18 protein-coding genes and 1 pseudogene are annotated in these 18455 nt (G+C 60.4%); 4 read left to right on the top strand and 15 right to left on the bottom strand.

The window, feature by feature from the left end; genetic code table 11:
* Positions 1-327: 327 nt before the first annotated feature.
* Genes C934_RS0121680 through C934_RS0121670 form a run of 3 tightly spaced genes read right to left on the bottom strand, consistent with a single transcriptional unit; the run spans position 328 to position 3079 of the window.
* Positions 328-1581 carry a Zn-dependent hydrolase gene (locus tag C934_RS0121680; RefSeq protein ID WP_018858702.1) on the bottom strand — a complete coding sequence of 418 codons (1254 nt, stop codon included), beginning with the start codon at positions 1579-1581 and terminating at the stop codon, positions 328-330.
* A gap of 9 nt (positions 1582-1590) precedes the next feature.
* Positions 1591-2235, bottom strand: coding sequence for a TenA family protein (locus C934_RS0121675; protein ID WP_018858701.1), 645 nt, complete (start codon positions 2233-2235; stop codon positions 1591-1593).
* A gap of 1 nt (position 2236) precedes the next feature.
* Positions 2237-3079, bottom strand: coding sequence for a BtpA/SgcQ family protein (locus tag C934_RS0121670; RefSeq protein WP_018858700.1), 843 nt, complete (start codon positions 3077-3079; stop codon positions 2237-2239).
* 25 nt (positions 3080-3104) lie between these two features.
* On the opposite strand from C934_RS0121670, the gene C934_RS0121665 reads away from it, so the two are divergent.
* Entirely contained in the window at positions 3105-4016 is a 912-nt protein-coding gene (locus C934_RS0121665) for a ribokinase (protein ID WP_018858699.1), read from the top strand.
* 25 nt (positions 4017-4041) lie between these two features.
* On the opposite strand, the gene C934_RS0121660 is transcribed toward C934_RS0121665, so the two are convergent.
* From C934_RS0121660 to C934_RS0121635, 6 genes are read right to left on the bottom strand one after another with little or no spacing between them, the layout of a single operon-like run.
* Positions 4042-4812 carry a glutamine amidotransferase gene (locus tag C934_RS0121660; RefSeq protein ID WP_018858698.1) on the bottom strand — a complete coding sequence of 257 codons (771 nt, stop codon included), beginning with the start codon at positions 4810-4812 and terminating at the stop codon, positions 4042-4044.
* Positions 4813-4842: 30 nt separating this feature from the next.
* Positions 4843-5907, bottom strand: coding sequence for a phosphotriesterase family protein (locus C934_RS0121655; protein WP_018858697.1), 1065 nt, complete (start codon positions 5905-5907; stop codon positions 4843-4845).
* A 7-nt stretch (positions 5908-5914) separates the two neighbouring features.
* Positions 5915-6916 (bottom strand): ABC transporter permease, encoded by a 1002-nt coding sequence (locus C934_RS0121650; protein ID WP_018858696.1) that lies wholly within the window; start codon positions 6914-6916, stop codon positions 5915-5917.
* A complete protein-coding gene (locus C934_RS0121645; RefSeq protein WP_018858695.1) occupies positions 6913-7731 on the bottom strand; it encodes an ATP-binding cassette domain-containing protein in 819 nt (272 codons plus the stop codon). Before C934_RS0121645 ends, C934_RS0121650 begins: the two co-directional genes overlap by 4 nt.
* Entirely contained in the window at positions 7728-8675 is a 948-nt protein-coding gene (locus C934_RS0121640) for an ABC transporter substrate-binding protein (RefSeq protein ID WP_018858694.1), read from the bottom strand. The genes C934_RS0121645 and C934_RS0121640 overlap by 4 nt, the downstream gene beginning before the upstream one ends.
* Before the next feature lie 38 nt (positions 8676-8713).
* Entirely contained in the window at positions 8714-9736 is a 1023-nt protein-coding gene (locus C934_RS0121635; protein WP_018858693.1) for a LacI family DNA-binding transcriptional regulator, read from the bottom strand.
* 691 nt (positions 9737-10427) lie between these two features.
* Here C934_RS0121635 and C934_RS34770 point away from each other — a divergent pair.
* Complete coding sequence (locus C934_RS34770) at positions 10428-10574, top strand: hypothetical protein (RefSeq protein WP_018858692.1); 147 nt, start codon at positions 10428-10430, stop codon at positions 10572-10574.
* A 15-nt stretch (positions 10575-10589) separates the two neighbouring features.
* On the opposite strand, the gene C934_RS0121620 is transcribed toward C934_RS34770, so the two are convergent.
* The 4 genes from C934_RS0121620 to C934_RS0121605 all read right to left on the bottom strand — a co-directional run bounded on the left by C934_RS0121620 (position 10590) and on the right by C934_RS0121605 (position 13588).
* On the bottom strand, positions 10590-11438 hold the full coding sequence (locus C934_RS0121620; protein WP_018858691.1) for a PhzF family phenazine biosynthesis protein: 849 nt from the start codon (positions 11436-11438) through the stop codon (positions 10590-10592).
* Between the two features lie 242 nt (positions 11439-11680).
* The gene (locus C934_RS0121615; protein WP_018858690.1) at positions 11681-12334 is read right to left on the bottom strand and encodes an HD domain-containing protein; all 654 of its coding nucleotides are present in this window, start codon (positions 12332-12334) and stop codon (positions 11681-11683) included.
* Positions 12335-12583: 249 nt separating this feature from the next.
* On the bottom strand, positions 12584-12862 hold the full coding sequence (locus tag C934_RS35780; protein ID WP_245267991.1) for an NAD(P)H-dependent oxidoreductase: 279 nt from the start codon (positions 12860-12862) through the stop codon (positions 12584-12586).
* A gap of 285 nt (positions 12863-13147) precedes the next feature.
* A complete protein-coding gene (locus tag C934_RS0121605; protein WP_018858689.1) occupies positions 13148-13588 on the bottom strand; it encodes a winged helix-turn-helix transcriptional regulator in 441 nt (146 codons plus the stop codon).
* Between the two features lie 106 nt (positions 13589-13694).
* Here C934_RS0121605 and C934_RS0121600 point away from each other — a divergent pair, with 106 nt between their 5' ends.
* Positions 13695-14939, top strand: coding sequence for an MFS transporter (locus tag C934_RS0121600; RefSeq protein ID WP_018858688.1), 1245 nt, complete (start codon positions 13695-13697; stop codon positions 14937-14939).
* Between the two features lie 149 nt (positions 14940-15088).
* Here C934_RS0121600 and C934_RS35230 read toward each other — a convergent pair.
* A pseudogene (locus tag C934_RS35230) lies at positions 15089-15214 on the bottom strand (LysR family transcriptional regulator); the annotation flags it as partial.
* A gap of 177 nt (positions 15215-15391) precedes the next feature.
* Between C934_RS35230 and C934_RS32300 the strand changes: the two are divergent.
* On the top strand, positions 15392-17689 hold the full coding sequence (locus C934_RS32300; RefSeq protein WP_026371982.1) for a PBP1A family penicillin-binding protein: 2298 nt from the start codon (positions 15392-15394) through the stop codon (positions 17687-17689).
* A 333-nt stretch (positions 17690-18022) separates the two neighbouring features.
* Here C934_RS32300 and C934_RS0121590 read toward each other — a convergent pair.
* Positions 18023-18455, bottom strand: a 433-nt coding sequence (locus tag C934_RS0121590; RefSeq protein WP_018858686.1) for a LysR substrate-binding domain-containing protein, incomplete at its 5' end; no start/stop codon positions are given.

Here is an 18455-nt window from a genome sequence, read left to right as displayed (position 1 = left end):
AACGAACGCATGTTCCAGACCGGCGGTTCTTATCGCGGCGGCAATGCGCCACAAGCGAATCTGGAATACCGAACAGAAAAAAGCGGGTTTCACAACGCCTAAGCAACTGAACGCCCCGTCTGCCGCCAAGGTGGAAGAGTGTGTTCGCGTGCTGAGGCGTCGCCCCGTGACCCCGCGAAATGGTTTCTAGGGGAAGCCACTCGTCGATTTCGGCGGTATCTTCAATGCCGTGCCAATTCAATTTTCCTGCGGACCTCAACATGGCTTCGATCGTGCCTCTTGATTCTAAATCTGCAAAAGCGACTTTCTGACTGTCGTTCTGTTGACTCATGAGCGCCCATTTTCGCTCTCGCAGGCAATTGCAAGCGTCGCCTGTGCCAGCACATCACAGCCGATGACGGCATGCGCAGGCTCGACATACTCGGCTTCGTTGTGACTGAGCCCATCGCGGCACGGAACGAAGATCATCGCTGCCGGCGCAACGCGATTAACGAACAGCGCATCGTGAAAGGCCCCTGATAGCATTACCGTGCTTTTGACCCCCCGCGCAGCTACTGCCTGCTCGATTGCCCGTTGCAATGCTTCGGAAAAGACGCAGGGCGCCATATCGAACGATCGGGCGATCTCGGTCGTGCATCCGTGCCGCATCGCGTCCTCCGCTATGCGCGATGTCACGAGCCGTTCGATATCATCCAGCCGCGATGGCTCTGGATGACGCATATCGATAGTGCAGTGGACCTTGTCGGGGATCGCATTGACCGAGCCAGGCTCGGCTGAAATCCGCCCAACCGTAAACCGCGCGTCCGGATCGGCTGGCATCACCGCCCCGTAGAGGCCCGACAGGGCGGCGGTCAGCGCGCGCAGTGGGTCGCGGCGATACGACAGTCCCGTCGTGCCGGCATGGGCCGTCTGCCCCGTAACCGACACATCCAGCCAACGCGTGCCCTGGATACCCTTTACCACGCCGATCGGAATGTCGTTCGCCTCGAGAGAGGGCCCCTGCTCGATATGGACTTCGATATAGGCGCGAACCGGAAATCCGAGCGGCAGCATCTCGGCCTCCGGCAGGCTCGCAATCGTCAGCGCCAGTTCCTCGGCAAAGCCTGCGCCATCGGTGGCGACCTTGCCCTGCCAGGCGGCCGGAATCTCACCCGCCGAAAAGGCCATGGATCCCATGCATCCCGGCGCAAAGCGGCACCCCTCCTCGTTGGTCCAGGAGACCACAACGACGGGACGCGCCGTCTCGATCCCCGCATCCTCCAGGCTCTCCAGCACCTCGAAGGCGGACAGCGTCCCTAGCGCGCCGTCGAACCGGCCGCCAGCCGGCTGGCTGTCGAGATGACTACCGATGATCACCGGCGCGAGCGTATCGTCCCGGCCCTTTCGTCGGATGAAGAGGTTGGCCACCGAGTCCTGAAAGACGAGGAATCCCCTCGCCCAGGCAAGCTCGGCCAGCAGCCGCCGCGCCCGGCGGTCGCCTTCTGTCAGCGCCTGGCGATTGACGCCGCCCTTCGCCGTGCCGCCGATGGCGGCGAAGGTTTCGAGCCGGGCGTTGAGACGATCGCCGTCTATATCGAGCATGGTTTCACCTCAGAGATAAGGAGCGTCGTGGAAGGCGATCTCCAGCGCCTGCGCGCGGCCGAAGATGCCGCTGAGGCGGGAACGTTCCTCCAGGCTCATGCCCTCGCCGGCGTCATCGAGCTCTGCCTTCAGCCACAGCGCCTGGGCCGCGAAGTCCTCATGCGCGTGCAGGTCCACCCACTCCTTGAGCAGCAGATCGCTCATCTCGTAACGGGTGGCCTCCTTCGACCAGGTCCAGTACATCCACTCGGCGGCAAACATGGCGGCCACCGTGTCGAGGTAGCCACCATCCCGAGAGATCGCCAGCATGTTGTCGCGAAACGCCGCCACTTCGGGGATCGCGGTGTTGTAGGCCGCGGGATCAATACCGCGCTCGGCGAAGGTCTTTTCGAAATAGGCGATCTGCTGGTTGGCCAGCGCATCGAGAACGCCGATCAGCCAGCGCTTCTGGGCGATCGTCTCGGCCTTAGCGGCTGCAAAGGCAAAGATCGAGATGGCGGTATCGACGAAGGCGCCCTCGAAAACGAGGTAGCGTTCGAAGACTTCCTTCGAGAGCCTGCCTGCCTTGATGTCCTTGACGAAACGATGGTTTACCATCGCATCGAAGACGGCGGCATTTTCACGCAGGATCTGCTCGGACAGTGTTTCGCTCATATCAGCCTTCCAAAACCGGACGCGCGGCTTCGACGAAGGCCTTGACGCGGGAGAGCTCCACAGGATTCCACCAGACGCCGCCTTCCTTGAGCGAGGACGCGACGATGACGCCGTTCGTCCGCTTCAGGATCTCGACGATATTTTCCTTCGTAACGCCAGAGCCGACGAGCAACGGCAGATGGGTTGCGGCGCCGATCGTCTCGATCTCCTCCACGGTCGCCGAATTGCCGGTGCGCTGGCCGGTGGCAATCACCACATCGGCGTCGAAGAAGGCGAGATCGCGGGTCAGTTCTTCGATCGTCCGGTCGGCGGTGATCGCGTGCGCGCCATGCTTCACATGGCTGTCGGCGAAGACCTTGATGTGCTCGGCACGCAGAGCCGAGCGGTAGCGCATCGCTTCGGCCGCGCGACCTTCCATAAAGCCCTCGTTGGCGACATAGGCGTTGGCCCACTGGTTTACACGGATAAACCTGGCGCCGCCGGCCATGGCGATGGCGAAGGCCGGGATTGGGGCGTTTGCAAGCACGTTGATGCCCATCGGGATGCCGGCCGCCCGTCTGATCCGGTCGGTGACGACGGACATGAAGGCGGATGTCTCGGGACCGATATCCTCGGGCTTCGAGAAGGGAATGTCGCCGTGGTTTTCGATGATCAGGCCATGCAGCCCGCCCTCGATCAGCGCCTCGGCATCGCGCATCGCGACATCGTAGATCGCATCGACAGTCGCGCCGCGGTAGCGCGGGGCGCCGGGAAAGGGCGAGCAATGGATCATCCCGATCAGCGCCTTGTCAGTGCCGAATATTTCCCTTATGGCGCTTGAATTGTTATCCGAAATCGTCTGCATTTTCATTTCCTTTCGAAGGCCAGCCATGCCTGCCAATGTTCGTGCTCATGTCATCGGTAACGTCGCCGTCGACGAAACCATATCCGTGTCGACCATGCCGGAAGCCGGGGCTTCGATCCTTGGCCGCGAAGAAACGCGCGACCTTGGCGGCAAGGGTGCGAACCAGGCCGTGGTCATGGCCCGCACAGGCCTCCCCACCACCCTCGTTGCGGCCGTGGGCGAAGATTTCCGCGCCCAGACCATTCGCGATCAACTGGCGCCAGAACCGGTCGAGGCCAAGCTGATCGCCCTTGCCGGCCGTTCCAGCGACTTCTCCATCATCTTCACCACGCCTGATGGCGAGAACGCCATCGTCACCACCACCGATTCAGCCGGATCGCTGACGCCGGGAGAGGCCATCGCTGCGCTCGACACCGCCGTGTCAGGCGACCTCATGGTCCTGCAGGGCAATCTCAGCAAGGCAACCACGCTTGGCCTGCTCCAGGAAGCCCGCCGCCGCGACCTCGTTACCGCCTTCAACCCCTCGCCCCTCAGGCCCTATTTCGGCGACTTCTGGCCGCTCGTCGACATCGCATTCCTGAACCGAGGCGAGGCGGAGAGCCTTACCGGTTCATCCGACACGGCAGCGACCGAAAAGCTGCTGCAATCAGGCGTGCGCCACGTCGTTCTGACGCTCGGCGGCGACGGCGCCCTGCTGGCAAGCCGTGGGGCCGCTATCGCCACCATTCCGGCCGTCTCCACCAAGGCGATCGACACAACAGGCGCCGGCGACACCTTCATGGCGGTGGCACTGGCTTCGGCTGCGTTGCGCGGCGTCGAGCTCGACCCCCGCGCCATCGGCCATGCCGCATCCGCCTCCGCCCTGACAGTCAGCCGTCGCGGCACGCGCTCGGCCTTCCCGACCAGCGAGGAACTGCAGGCGATCCTGGCGCGCTGAGGCCGCGCCAGGGGCCATCGGTGCCTCAGCGCTTCTCGCTCAACCAGCCGAGAATATTCTTCCACAGGCGGCCATAGCCTTCCCATTCACAGAAGGCGGGCGACAGCCAGTGCGGGCCGATATCGGATGTCCAGGCCGCGCTGCGCCCCTTTCCGAACGTTCCGGTGACGAGCAGCGGATGGCCGCCCTGATCATCCGGCAGGCGGGCGACGACTTCAACGTCGGCGCGGTCGCGCACTTCCACCTCGTTGACGCCGAGCAGCAGCGGCCATTCACCGCCCATGCCGGCAATCGTCGGGTGGTCCGCCTTGGTGATGACAGCTCCCGTGCCTTCCGGAATCTCTACGCGGTCGTCATAGGGAAGGCAGGTGACGGGGAGCGCATCCTCGACCGGCGTGCGGCGCCAACGCGCCTTGCCGTCGATGCCTTGGAAGGAGAAATAGCCGCCGACCATCAACAGGCCGCCGCCCTTTTCCACCCAGGCCTTGATGAGCTTCAATCTGTTGGGCACCGTCTTCGAATGCAGCCAGACAGCGGGCGGCAGCAGGAGCGAGTTCGCGCCGATATCCGACAGGATGATCACGTCATAGACGTCGAGCCCCGCCATATCGAAGGGGAATTTTTCAACTGCCTCATGGGCCGGCATGTAGGTCAGCTCGTACTCACTGCCTTCGAGCGCCTTTACCAGCGGCTCGGCGCCGAGATGGAAGGTGACGCTTCCGAACTGGTCGAAGCCTTTGTAATGGGTGGCGGAGCTGACCCAGCTCTCGCCGACGAGGAGGACTTTTTTTGTCATGGTTTTTCCATTTCTATAAACGTTCTGTGATCAGGCCTTGGCCTCGAAGACCGATCTCGGATTGTCGCGCATGAGAGTATCGAGCTGTTGATCGGTCAGCCCGTGGCGCTTCAGCCGCGGCAAGAAGTGCTTGAGAATGTAGGCATAGCCATTGCCTCCGTAGCGCGTCAGCATCATCTTCAGGAAGACGTCGTGGGAAAGGAGGATGCGATCGATATGCCCCTGCTCCACCAGCTTGACGATGGCGCGCGCCACTTCCTCGTCGCTAGGGCACTGCACCTGCTGGTCGGCGTAGAAGAAATCCATGCCGATCATGTCGTATTCCAGGAAGGCGCCGCGCGAGGCGAGCTCGCCCTGATAGGCAAGATCGTCATGCGACGGGTTCATGTGGCAGAGCACGGTGTGGCGAAGCTCCGCTCCCTCCACCGCCGCGATGTCAAGCACCTTGTGGCCGAGCCGGAACCAGCCGGGCAGATGCACCATCAGCGGAAGACCGGTGCGCGCCTGCGCCCGCGCCGCCGCCCTCAGTGACTTCTCTTCCTGATCAGTGAAATCCGAGGACACCCCGATCTCGCCGATCAATCCGACCTTGATGTCGGTGCCATCGACACCGGCGGTTGCTTCCTGAACGATCTCGTCGGCGATCTGGTCGATCGTCATGCCGGCGACCTTTGCCGGATGCGACGAGCCAAGATAGTAGCCGGCGCCCATGATAATATTGAGCCCGGAAGCCTGCGATATCCGCTTCAGTGCCCGGGGATCTCGACCGATGCCCTGGCAGGTCGGCTCGACAACGGTGTGTCCCCCATGTGCGGCGAAATCCTTGAGCTCGGTGATGGCCAGCGGCTCATCATCCAGCGTGATGTTGTGCTTGTTGACGAAGGGATCCTGGCGCAGCTCGCTCAGGATCTCTATGCAGACGAAAATGTCGGAGAGGTACTGGCGCTCCGGCGTCTTCGGTGCATGCCACCAGCAGCGGCAATCGTTGAGGATATGCTCGTGCATCAGCGTAATGCCGAGAGCGGAAGCAGGAATTGCCCCCGCTACCGTCATCACCTTGCCCGAGCGCACATGGGCTTCTGAAAGTTCGCTCATGCCGACCTCACTTCTTCTTTCCGCCGAAGCGGAAGTTAGTGGTAAAGATCTTGGTGTTGAGCCAGATTGCCACGAGGATGATGGCGCCCGTCACGATCTGCGTGAAGAAGGGCGAGATGTGCATCAGGATCAGCCCGTTGCCGATGACGGCGATGGTGAGTGTCCCGAGCACCGTGCCGAGAATGCTGCCGCGTCCGCCCATCAGCGATGTGCCGCCGAGCACCACGGCCGCGATGACCTGCAGTTCGAAACCGACGGCTGCGTTGGACGAGCCGGAGCCGAGACGGGCAGCAATCAGAAGTCCGGCCAATGCGCAGGCAATCCCTGACACCATGTAGACCGAGGCAACGATCCATTTCGCCGGCATGCCGACACGGCGTGCGGCCTCGAGATTGGAGCCGACCGCGACGACCTGCCGGCCGTATTTCGTGTAGGCGATCACAACGTAGCCGATCACGGTTACAAGCACGGCTATCAGCGCCGGAACCGGAAGCCCGAGGAACTCGCCCCGGCCGAGCCAGAAGAAGCCGGGCGCATCCTTGATCGGGATCGAGTATCCCTGCGTCAGCCACAGCGCGAAACCTCGCAGAATGGAGAGGCCCGCGAGCGTGACGATGAAGGCCGGGATGCCCTGATAGGCAATGAACCAGCCCTGGGCGATGCCCATCAGCGCGCCAAAGGCGATCATGCCGATCACTACAGTCGGCCATGGATACCCCATGGCCATGATGATTGCCGCCACCGCATTGACCAGGGCCACCTGCGAACCGACGGAAAGGTCGATGCCGCCGGTGATGATGACAAGCGTCATCGCAACCGCGACAACCAGGATGGGAGCCGCCTGGCGCACGACGTTGAGGATATTGCCGAGCGTCAGGAACGTATCCGTGGTGGCGGAGAAGAAGACGAGGCAAGCGAGGAAGAACACGGTGATCGACAGCACCTGCGCGTGTTCGGAAAGGAAGTCCGCGACCGGCGATCCGGCCGCGCGTTCGGTATAGGCGCTCAATGCTTCTGCCCTCCGACGATGAGCTGCACAAGATCCTGCAAGTCGGTCTTGGCGATATCGCGTTCGGCGACCTTGGTGCCTTCGTACATGACGGCGATACGGTCACAGACGCGGAAGAGATCCTGCAGACGGTGGGTGATCAGGATGACCGACACCCCTTTGGCCTTGACGCGGTTGATCAGGTTGAGCACCGCCTCGACTTCCGCCACGGCAAGAGCCGATGTCGGCTCGTCCATGATCAGCACCTTCGGATTGAAGGACGCGGCGCGCGCGATCGCGATCGCCTGCCGCTGACCGCCCGACAGTTTCTCCACCTTGGCACCAAGTCGTGGGATGCGGATCTCGAGTGCATCCAGCATGGCGCGGGCCTCGGTCAGCATGCGCGGGCGGTCGAGGAACGGTCCCTTGGTCAGTTCGCGGCCCAGAAACAGATTGCCGACCACATCGACATGGTCGCACAGGCTGAGGTCCTGGAACACCATTTCAATATTCCGACCGCGGGCGTCGGCCGGTCCGCTGAAGCGAACCTCCTGTCCGTCGACGGCGATCGTGCCGTCATCGGGGATATAGGTACCGGAGATCACCTTGGTCAGCGTCGACTTGCCGGCTGCGTTATCGCCGACCAATCCCAGGCATTCGCCGGGATAAATGTCGAGATCGACGCCGCGCAGCGCCTGATGCGAGCCGAAGTTCTTGCGGATGCCCTTCAAGGAAATGCGGGGCTGGCGATTGCCGCCTTCGCCGGACTGCCGGGGAAGGATTTCTCCGCCCCCGGATCCTGCGACAGCGTTTGGGTGCTGTCCGTTCGAGATCATTTGAAAACGGCCCGGTAGGGTTCGACATTCTCCTTGGTGACGATAGTGATCGGCACCGAGATCGTCTTCTCGACGCTGCCGCCGTCCGAGATCTTCTTCAGGGCATCGACGGCCGCCGCACCCATGGCGGACGGATCCTGCTGGATCACGGCGGTGACGTAGCCCGCGTCGATGCCGGCGATTGCCTGGGCGGTCAGATCCCAGCCGAAGATCTTGACATCAGACTGCTTGCCCTGGCTTTCGACAGCGGCGATGGCGCCCATCAGCGCTGGCTCGCCGGTGGCGTAAACTGCGTTCATGTCGGGGTTGCCGGTGATGAGGTTTTCAGCGGCGGCCAGCGCGTTGTCCTGGATGTTCTGGCCATCGACGACGCCGGCGGTGGTGACGCCTTCGACACTTTTGACGCTCTTTTCGAAGCCTTCCTGGCGGACATTCTGGATGAAGGAGTTCAGCGCGCCGACAACGCCATACTTCGCCTTGCCGCCCATGTTACTCTTCACATAGTCGAGGAAGAACTTGCCCATGTCGGCACCGGCCTTGGCATTGTCGACGCCGATCTGCGCTTTTTGCGGGCCTTCCGGGAGAATCGCATCGATGGCGACAACGGGAATGCCCGCGGCGGCGGCCTGCTGCACGGCCGGCATGATGCCATTAACGTCGATGGCAACGACCGCGAGGCCGTCGACCTTCTGCTGGATATAGGTTTCGATGGCGCTGTTTTGCGCGGCCGGGTCGTTGTTGGCGTTGAAGATCACCAGCTTGGCGCCGGCCGCGTCGGCCGCCTTTTGCGCGCCTTCGTTCATCTGGTTGAAGAACAGCGCCTGCTGGTTGATCTGCACAAGCGCGAAGGTCTTTTCAGCGGCGAAGGCACTCCCGAACGAGATGCCGGCAAAGACCGTGGTCGCGATTGCAGTCGTAAACGTCCTGCGTGTCAGAATAGTCATGTCTTGTTCCTCTGGTTAGGTTCATCTTCGTTGCTTTTTTATTGTTTCGACGGCGGTGCAACGGAGTTCCGCACGACGATTTCGACCGGCAGCAGTTCCTCGGAGCGCAAGGTCTCGGGCTCCTGCCAGTTTGTTTCCAGAAGCAGCGCCAAGGCGCGTTCGCCAAGCGCCCGGACGGGCTGGCGTATGGCGGTCAGCGGCGGCGCAAAAAGATGTAGCGGTCCGACGTCGTCGAAGCCGATTACCGAAACCTCGCCGGGAACCGAGACCCCCTCGGCAAGCAGCACTTCGATCAAGCCGATCGCTATTTCGTCCGAACTGGCAAAGATGCCCGTCGCCTGCTTGCCCTCATCGATAAAACGGCGCGCCGCCTGCCGGCCGAATTCCACCGTGAAGCTGCCCTCGTAGCGTGTCACCTGGAACGGCTCTCCACGCTCCATAAACGCGCGTTCCAGGCCGAGGAAGCGGCGGCGCGTGCTGATCATTTCCTGTGGGCCGCCGATGTAGACGATGTGCCTATGCCCATGGTCTGCAAGATGCCGACCCGCGAGATAGCCACCCTCCTCGTTATCGGCGAAGAGTTTCGGCACTATCGCATTCGGCACGTCTTCGTCGACGATGACGACCTTGCCAGCCTGGTTGATCACTGCCGCCAGTTCGCCGTCGTCGGGATGGTTGGTAACGAAGATGAGGCCATCCACATGGTTGCGCGCAAGCCCTGTCACATATGAGATCTCGCGGCCAGGGCGGTTGAGCGTCGCATGCAGAGACAGGGCGAGACCGCGCTTGTCCGCCTCTTGCTCGACCGCGGCAACAAGCGTTGCGAAGAACGGATTGGCAATATCCGGCACCACAAGACCGATTGTCTCCGAACGGCCGCGGCTCAGACGGCGCGCATGCGGGTTCGGCTCGTAGCGAAGTTCCCGGATTGCCTTGTCGATACGCTCTTTGGTTTCAGGGGGAAGTTGAAGCGAACCGTTCAGAAGCCGTGATACCGTCGCTACCGATACGCCAGCGGCGTCGGCGACATCCTTCAGGCTTGTAGCACGCTTGCTGGACATCATGTCTCCCTGACAAGATAGCTAAGCTTGTAAAGCGATTTACTAAACCGCTTTACAATGACACTCGCAATCCCGCTGTCAAGCGTGAAAATTAGGCACGAAGAAAAATTAGGCGGAAGAGAGAGGCGGCAGCAGCGAGGTTATTACACCTCCACCGGAACGCAGCTCGACCTCGGAAAGGAATTTGTCTGCGGCAGAGCTGGGCCCGATACCTTCGACGATGCCGCTGTCAGCGGCTCGTTATTCGAGACGGGGCTTGGTCTACAGGCGGCGTTGTCTAAGTCGAACACTGGCGCCCACGATGTCTTCTCAGGCCTGTATCGGATCGTCTTCAATTGTCTCGCCTATCGGAAGAATTCCGCCACCGACCGTCGGGTCTCGCAGGAGAACGCTGCCGAGCTACATGTCGTCCAGGAGGTGCCGTCGCTCAGGGTTATTGGCGACGGTCTCTGGCAACGCGTGAATATGCGCAAGGAAAACTGGCGCGAGGCTAGGACAGAGCGTCATCCCGCTGGGCCGGGGTTCAGTCCGCACACGTGCCAAGGATTGGCGTCATCAGCTGCACATGTGCATCGATCCGCTCAAGACCCTTCTCCGGAACCGCCTCTCGCTCTGGCATAGTAGTTTATTCACCCGTTCGACGGTCTCGACAACCGCTCTGAGAACGGCCTGCTCCCGGCAGGCGTGCGCGATGATGGTCGTCCGTGACGCCGTCATGGGTTTTGACATGCCGCGCGAGCAGCTATCCGCGCCCGTGATTTTCGATGTAACAATAGCTCATCTCAATTCCGACTTTGCGAAAATCATCGGTAGCGATGCGATCATGGCGGCCAGCTAGCTTGTAACCAGCACTTTAAAGGGCTGCGACGCCCTCTATGCAAGTTGTAACGGCGCCACCGACCCAAATCCGATCTTCGACCAGCTCCACATGAACACGTCCTTCCCGTCCAAGGACGGTACCTTGGCTGGCAATGTATGATGAAGGAGCGATGCCGTTACCAATCAACCATTTAGCGATGCCTGCATTCAAGCTGCCGGTTACCGGGTCTTCAAAACCGGCCGCGGAAAAGGCACGCACCTCGAAATCCGCTTCCCGCCCATCCTTTGTTGGATCCCAGGGGGCAACGACACCGACGCGTAATCCAGACAGGATGGGGAGATCCGGACGAAGCGCGAGGACGTCAGCCCTGGATCGCAGTTGGACAGCGAGCCAACCAGGGCCATTGTCCACCCAGTTGGCATCGACGATGTCATCGGATGTCAACCGTAAGCCTTTGAGGACTAGCGCCAGTGTGTCGAGTTCCACCGGGCCTGATCGGCGCAGTTCGGGGGCTTCGAAAGAAAGTCGTCCATTGTTGCGCCGAATGTGGACTAGCCCCGCCTCGCACTCCTGGACAATCTCGCCGCTCTTTGGCCTTCCACCGGACGACAGCCATGTGTGGCAACTCCCCAAAGTGGGGTGGCCTGCGAAGGGCAACTCCGAAACAGGTGTAAAGATGCGAACGCGGTAATCGGCATCTGCCGACCTCGGCTGTAGAAGGAAAGTCGTTTCGCTAAGGTTCGTCCAGCGCGCGAAAGCAGCCATCTCAGATGCGGTTAAAGAATCTGCTCCAATGACAACCGCCAGCGGATTGCCCAGCAAAGCTTTGGAGGAAAAGACATCAACCTGCTGGAATGAAAATTTAGCGATTCCGTGTCTCATTATGATGTCCTGGTGCCCTAATGTATGCAGCGTTTCGGGGCAGATTGGTTCACCGCCCGGTTTGGGGCAGCATTTGTCGCTATTTATAGCGCAATCAGGTCGTCCCGCCCAATCGCTGGTGACGTCTGTTTTGGGCAGCAAAGCCGCTCGATCGCGCTGCTAATACCCCATTTCCCCCACGTCCATCATTTGTGGGGATGGGTCCTGAACCTCCTTTGAGCGATGTCTCCCACCTTACAGCATCACGCGTCCGCTTTCGACGCAGGCGCTGGCGCAAGGATGCCTCGCTCGACAGCAAGTTCTATGAGTCTGGTGCTGAGGCTTCCCAAGGTCTCGGAGGCCACACCGATCGGCCGCATGCGTCGATGCACGTCGATTGTCGTGACACCCGCGGCAGGCCAGGTGCCGCCGTCCGTGAAGAAGTTATGCAACAAGGGCTGCAAGCGATCGATGGCGTTTGCGAACCGTGATTCCGCAGAAACCTTCGCCTCGAATTCGTCCCACAGCGCCCGGAACTCTTCCGCCTGGTCCTGGGGCAGCAATGCGAATATCCGCTCGGCAGCCTTCAGCTCCCTTTCGGCCTGATTGGCGGCACCGACGCTATCGTAGGCAAAGGTGTCCCCGGCATCGATCTCCACGACATCATGGATGAGCAACATCCTCAGCACACGCAGAATATCGACAGGTTCGTCGGAATGCTCAGCCAGCACCATCGCCATCACCGCCAATTGCCATGTGTGCTCGGCGTCGTTCTCGACGCGCGAGCGATCCAGCAGAGGGGTTCTGCGCAAGACTGTCTTCAGCTTTTCGACTTCCAGAATGAAAGCCAGTTGCTCGGCAAGGCGCTGATTGCCCAGGAAGTATCCGATAGAATCCGCAGTCGTTTGAATGGTCACATCAACACTCCTTGGCGTTCGACACCCGCTGCCCACCGAGCTTCTGATGGTTCTGTATCGGCCCGTAGACAGTTTGTCGCGGATCCAATTAGCCTTAAGCGCATGCGAAGGAAAGATGCCCGAAACTCTCGGGTGAAGCGCCTTCCGAACGGAACGACGCAAAATGAGCCTTGATCGCATTGGCCGTTTTCACCCTTGTTTCCTGGACGCCAGCCGCCCCGGAACCCGTTCCCTGAACGGAAAAGAACGTCAGGTCGCGCAGTCCAGGTCGCCAGAATGGTCGTCAAATAGGGCGTCAGGAAATCCGGCTGACGCGCCTGCTCGCCGGAAAATCGGCCGCCGGAGGCAATGGCGACGAATACCGGACGATCCTCGAGCATACCGACCTTTCCGCCGGCACCGATCGTGAAGGTCCGGTGGGCGCACAACATGATCAATCCACGCCTTCAAGGAGGACGGAATAGTCAGATTGTGCATCGGGGTGCTGATGACCAGGTAGTCCTCGGTTTCAAGTTCCCGGACAAGCATTTCAGACTGGGCCATCGATCCTTGCCCCGAGACGTGTCCGCCGCCGACGATTGCGAGATGGCGTAGTCCTCGTCGATATGCAGAATGGAGCCGCCGACGATCACCCGATCGACAATGCGCGCCCCGGGGATCCCGTGCCAGCAGGCCCCGTTCTCACTGCCGCAAAATTTCGAATCTAAGTCTTAGCCGTGAATGACCGCTGTTGGCGGCCGAAAGGCGACATTGACAGTAGACCGCTCTGCACCCGCAAGCAGCGGTCATACACAAGCTCGTTCCCGAGCGACATCAGCCTGTTACCTGAGTGTCGCTCCAGACAAGAGAGCGACCATCGGCGGATCGGACCTCAAGCCGAGCGACTGGCGCGCGTTTTTCTCGGTCCACAAGCGAGGAACGATCCTCCCCGTCAGTGAACAGGTAATCTTCACCCCATTGTCGGAGTGCAACGATAACGGGGAACAGACCGCGTCCCTTTGCCGTGAGGACGTATTCGCGGTATGCGGTTCCATCCGAGGCTGGCACGGTTTCGAAAATCCCTCGCTTCGCAAGGTCGCGCAATCGGGTCGACAACACCCCTTTGCTTATGCCCAGCCCGTTCTGGAACTCGCCAAAACGACGCTTGCCGTCGAAAGCGTCGCGGATGATCAAAAGCGACCACCAGTCGCCGATTGCATCAAGGGAACGCGCGACCGGGCACCCGGCATTCCAAAGACTAACCCGTTTCACCATCGCTATCGATCTCCAATCCGCAAGCTGGTTCTATCTTAGAACTAGCTTTGAGTTGAGCCAAGTGGTTTCAACGTCAAACGAGTTGAAACCACGAGGAGCAGCCACGATGAGCGAGAACACAGCGGATGCCGCGAATAGGGTTCCAGCACATGGGTTGTCGAGAGTACAGACGCTGATCATCGCGGTGGCAGCAGGCATGAGTGTGGCCAATATCTATTACGCTCAGCCCCTGCTCGATCTCATGGCGCATGACCTCGGCATCTCGTCCTCCAGCATCGGTCTTGTCGTCACGCTGACGCAAGTCGGATACGGGCTGGGCTTGATCTTCATCGTGCCGATCGGCGATCTCACCGACCGCCGAAAGCTCACCATCATCCAAGGGCTGCTTTCGGCGATCGCTCTTATCGTGGTGGCGACGGCCGGGGCCAAGACGATACTGTTCGCTGCCATGAGCGCGGTCGGATTGCTAGCTGTTCTCGTTCAGATACTCGTTGCCGAGGCCGCGGCCCTGGCGACGCCGGTTCAACGCGGCGGCGTGGTAGGCACGGTCACCAGCGGCGTCGTAACCGGCATCCTCGCAGCTCGATCCGTTGCCGGCACGATTGCCGATTTCGGCGGATGGCGGACGGTTTATCTGACATCTGCGCTGCTCATGGTCGCGATGGTCGGTATCCTTGTGCGGGTGCTGCCACGGCGAGCGGCAGAGCGGCATTCCGAAACGTATCTCAACGCTCTCGTCTCCGTTCCATCCACGTTCCTGCGCGAGCCGATTCTCCTCTTTCGAGGCATTCTCGCGCTTCTGATCTTTGCATCCTTCAGCACGTTCTGGACCTCGCTGGTGCTTCCACTCAGCGCTCCGCCATTTTCCTATTCCCATACCTTGATTGGGCTGTTCGGATTGGTTGGACTGGCAGGTGCGATTGGAGCAACATCCGCTGGAAGACTTGCAGATAAAGGCTACGGTCGATGGACGACCGGAATTTCTCTTGCGCTCCTGCTGGCATCCTGGGGTCTGATCGCTTTCCTTCCACTCTCCATTTCAGTGTTGTTAGTTGGCGTGTTCGCGCTCGACTTGGCAGTCCAAGCCGTACACGTGACCAACCTCAGCGTCGTGGTGGGCGTGCATCCGCACAAGAGTGGCCGCCTAATTGGAGGCTACATGATCTTTTATTCGATTGGCAGCGCTCTGGGTGCGATCGCCGCAACGGCAACCTACGCGCGGTACGGCTGGTCGGGGATTACCATCTTGGGAGCAGCTTTCAGCGCGTTTGCGCTCGCAGTGTGGATCTCCAGCCAGCTTTTCAGCGTACGCAGATCGAACAATCGTTCGGTCGAATGTCCCCACGGATGAAAGCTTTGGGGCCGATAGCCGGGTGCAGCCAATATCCTGACTGTCACCGAAAGCAGCCACTGCAATAGTATATCAGCCGTGCTGTTCGGCATTCGGTCTAGCGTTCAATCGGCTTCTCGCCAGCGGGCGCTCGCGAGCGAGCTAAATGGTCAACCGACCCGGTTGAGAGCCCCTCTCCGGGGCCTGGCCAGCGACCGTGCGATATCAACGATGTCGTCGCGTGAGGCAGTTGGATCCTCCCGGTTCCAGGCAACCCCGAGCCCAATGCGGAAGTCGCCCCGATCAGCGTTGCACGCCCACTTGGTCAGGCTTGCTTTCCGAAAACGGCACTGAGGCCGTCAGCGCAACCAATAACGTCAGGTTCATGTAGAGGAAGGTAAGAGTGGCCGCCCCGCGCGTTGCAACTCGACCAAGGCGCGCTATCTTATGAACCAATCGTTGAGCGGTAACCTATGCCACGCCCTTCAAAATCCTCTATTGCGCGTGCCAGTGGCGCCGACAAGGAACCGAAAGCGGAGGCAAGCCTCGCACACGATCCCAATTCTCACGAGCGAGAAGAATCCGGGTCGTTCACTCAAACCGATCAGTCCCCCTCTCCCAGAACTTTTAGCGAGAGCAGGCAGGCAGTCTTCAATCTTTGCCGTGCGCTCCGCCACGATCTGGATGCATTCTTCACCTCGACCAAGGTGACGGCAAAGGCGGGAGCTTCCCAACTGTGGACGAAACTTAAGGCTTCGAAGCGAGCGTCTGCCAGACCGGTTGCTATTCGTCTCTGGTTGGCGATTGCACTTCCGAAAACCTTCACAGGTGTTCGCAGTCTTTTCATGGAGCTGGTCAGACGCAGCCGGCAGGAATGGCTTCACACCAGCGGACTGAAGATCACGGTCGCATCCATTTTTGTTGCCTTCGTGCTGTTTGGAAGCAGTCTGTTGGTGTGGGCGCTGAAGGATGTTCCCTGGAGCGAGATCCGCGCCGGGACGCTGAAGCCCATCGTGGTTTTGGAAACTTCAAATGGCGAGCCGTTGGTCAGACAGGGGCCCTATCAAGGCCCCTACGCGCAATACGAAGCGTTTCCACCGCATCTGGTCGATGCCGTCCTGTCGATCGAGGATCGGCGGTTCATGGATCATTTCGGTATCGATGTCCGAGGTATCGGAAGGGCGCTGGTTCGAAATTTCGCTGCTGGTTCGGTTGTAGAAGGTGGCAGCACGATCACGCAGCAACTAATCAAGCTGCAATACCTCGACAGCGACCGAACGATAAAGCGAAAGATCCAGGAGTTCGTGATCGCCATTTGGCTGGAGTGGAAACTGGGTAAGAAAGAGATCCTCACGCGTTATCTGAACACCGCCTATCTTGGGGCCGGCGCAACGGGGATGCCCGCGGCCGCGCGGATATATTTCAACAAGGACATTGGTGCGCTCGACTTGGCCGAATCGGCAATGCTTGCGGGATTGCTGCGAGCACCGAGCCAGTGGAATCCGATCGACAATTTCGAAGGCGCCCGGCAACGGACCTCGGTCGTTCTCGACATGATGGTTGCCAACAAAAAGATTGCAGCGTCGGTAGCAGAGAACGTTAGAGCGCGCTTTGCTCAGTTGCATCCGACGGCACCTCCGCCGCGCGCCGGAAGCTGGTTTGCCGACTGGATCTCGCCCCAGGCGAGCGAAATCGCGGGAACATCGCCGGGATCGACCACTGTCCGCACGACGCTCGTTCCACACTTGCAGCAGATCGCTGAAAGGGTCGTCAAAAGAGCTCTGGACACTGAAGGAAAAACTAGGGGGGCCTCGCAAGCGGCATTGGTTGTGATGATGCCAGACGGAGCCGTCGTTGCGATGGTCGGGGGTCGCGACTACAAGCAAAGCCAGTTCAACCGGGCGGTCACGGCGATGCGGCAACCGGGCTCGACTTTCAAACTGTTCGTCTATTATGCAGCCCTCAAGGCCGGCTTGGGCCTAACCGACCAAATCCTGGATGCCCCGATCGAGGTCAATGGATGGTCGCCGGAGAATTCCAGTGGCCGCTACCGCGGCTGGGTCACACTCGCCGAGGCATTCGCGCGGTCGCTCAACGCGCCCGCGGTGGCGCTCGCTCAGGAGGTTGGGCTCGACAATGTGATTGCAGCAGCACGAGAACTCGGAATTAGCGCGCCGCTCGCCAACACGCCATCACTGGCTCTCGGCACATCGGAAATCAGCCTTCTTGACCTCACGAGTGCCTATGCATCCGTGCACCTCGGCAAAGCACCCGTTGAACCTTGGGGCATCGTTGATTTTCAGGCGTCGGGACACGAAAAGTCGTTTCGGGTTGGTCCACCGGCCACGCCAGCCACTGATCTAGCGCAGTATCAGCCTGATCTGCTTCGCCTCCTCCAGTTGGTCGTCGAGCGGGGCACGGGGCGCGATGCCGACCCTGGCTCTTTCGCAGCCGGCAAGACCGGCACGAGTCAAAATAATCGCGATGCTTGGTTCGTGGGTTTCACAGGCCCACTTGTTGCTGGCGTATGGGTTGGCAATGATGATGATACGCCGATGAAGGGCGTCACGGGCGGCGATCTTCCGGCGCATATATGGCGGGATTTCATGCGCGAAGCGCTGGCGGAGCCTGGGGCGAACCCACTTGTCGGTGCACAGGCCACGCCACAGTCCTGCAACGTCAGGGCCTGCTCCCGTAGCTATCGTTCTTTCCGCCCGTCCGACTGTACATATCAGCCCTATTCTGGCGAACGGCGACTCTGCGAAAAGTGAACCCAGATGATGGGACTGATGGAGCTGACCCACGGTCTGTTCCACCTGCCTGTCGTGCTGCTCGCTTAGGCACTAACGGCAACGTACTTCCCTAATTGTACCGCTAGCGCAATAGTCGCAGAACGTGATGAGCCGCTGTGCCTCTCACCTTTGCGATGACGGCCATGCGACATCCCGCCCTATCTCATGAACGTCGGCAGATGCGGGCGCTGACTATATCTTCGTCCTGAACCATCCGAGGCACGTTACTGGGCTCAAACGCTAGGCCTCAACGACGCGGACGCCATCCTTGCTGATCACTGGACACCGAGGCGGGATGTCCCACGACCCACTCTACCGCCCTGCCCGAGCCAGCGACCGTGCGATGTCGACGATGTCATCACGGCCAGCGGTTGGGTCTTCTTTGTTCCAGGCAATGCCAAGCCCGATCCGGAAGTCGATGCCCTTCACCTTCTTCAGTTCAAAGCCGCGATTGGGAAGATCAAGCGTCCACTCCGGCGCAAAGCCGATGCCTAGCCCGGCAGAGACCAGCGACACCAGCGCATAGGTGTCATCGCAGCTGAAGGCAATGTTGGCGGTGAGGTCGTATTCGGCGAACTTCTCATTGAAGTATCGTTCCGAAAAGGACAGGTTCTGCCGGTTGAAGGCGATGATCTTCTGAGTGCGCAGATCATCGATGCTGATCTCGTCCCTGGCTACCAGTGGATTGGCATGGCCAACCGCCAGGTAGTAGCGCTCATGCGCAAGCGAGACGAAGCGCAAGGAG

It is taken from the genome of Rhizobium sp. 42MFCr.1 (assembly GCF_000377185.1).
Classification (GTDB): domain Bacteria; phylum Pseudomonadota; class Alphaproteobacteria; order Rhizobiales; family Rhizobiaceae; genus Rhizobium; species Rhizobium altiplani.
Note: the sequence above shows the minus strand (reverse complement) of the source record. Positions and strands in the feature narration are given on the sequence as shown.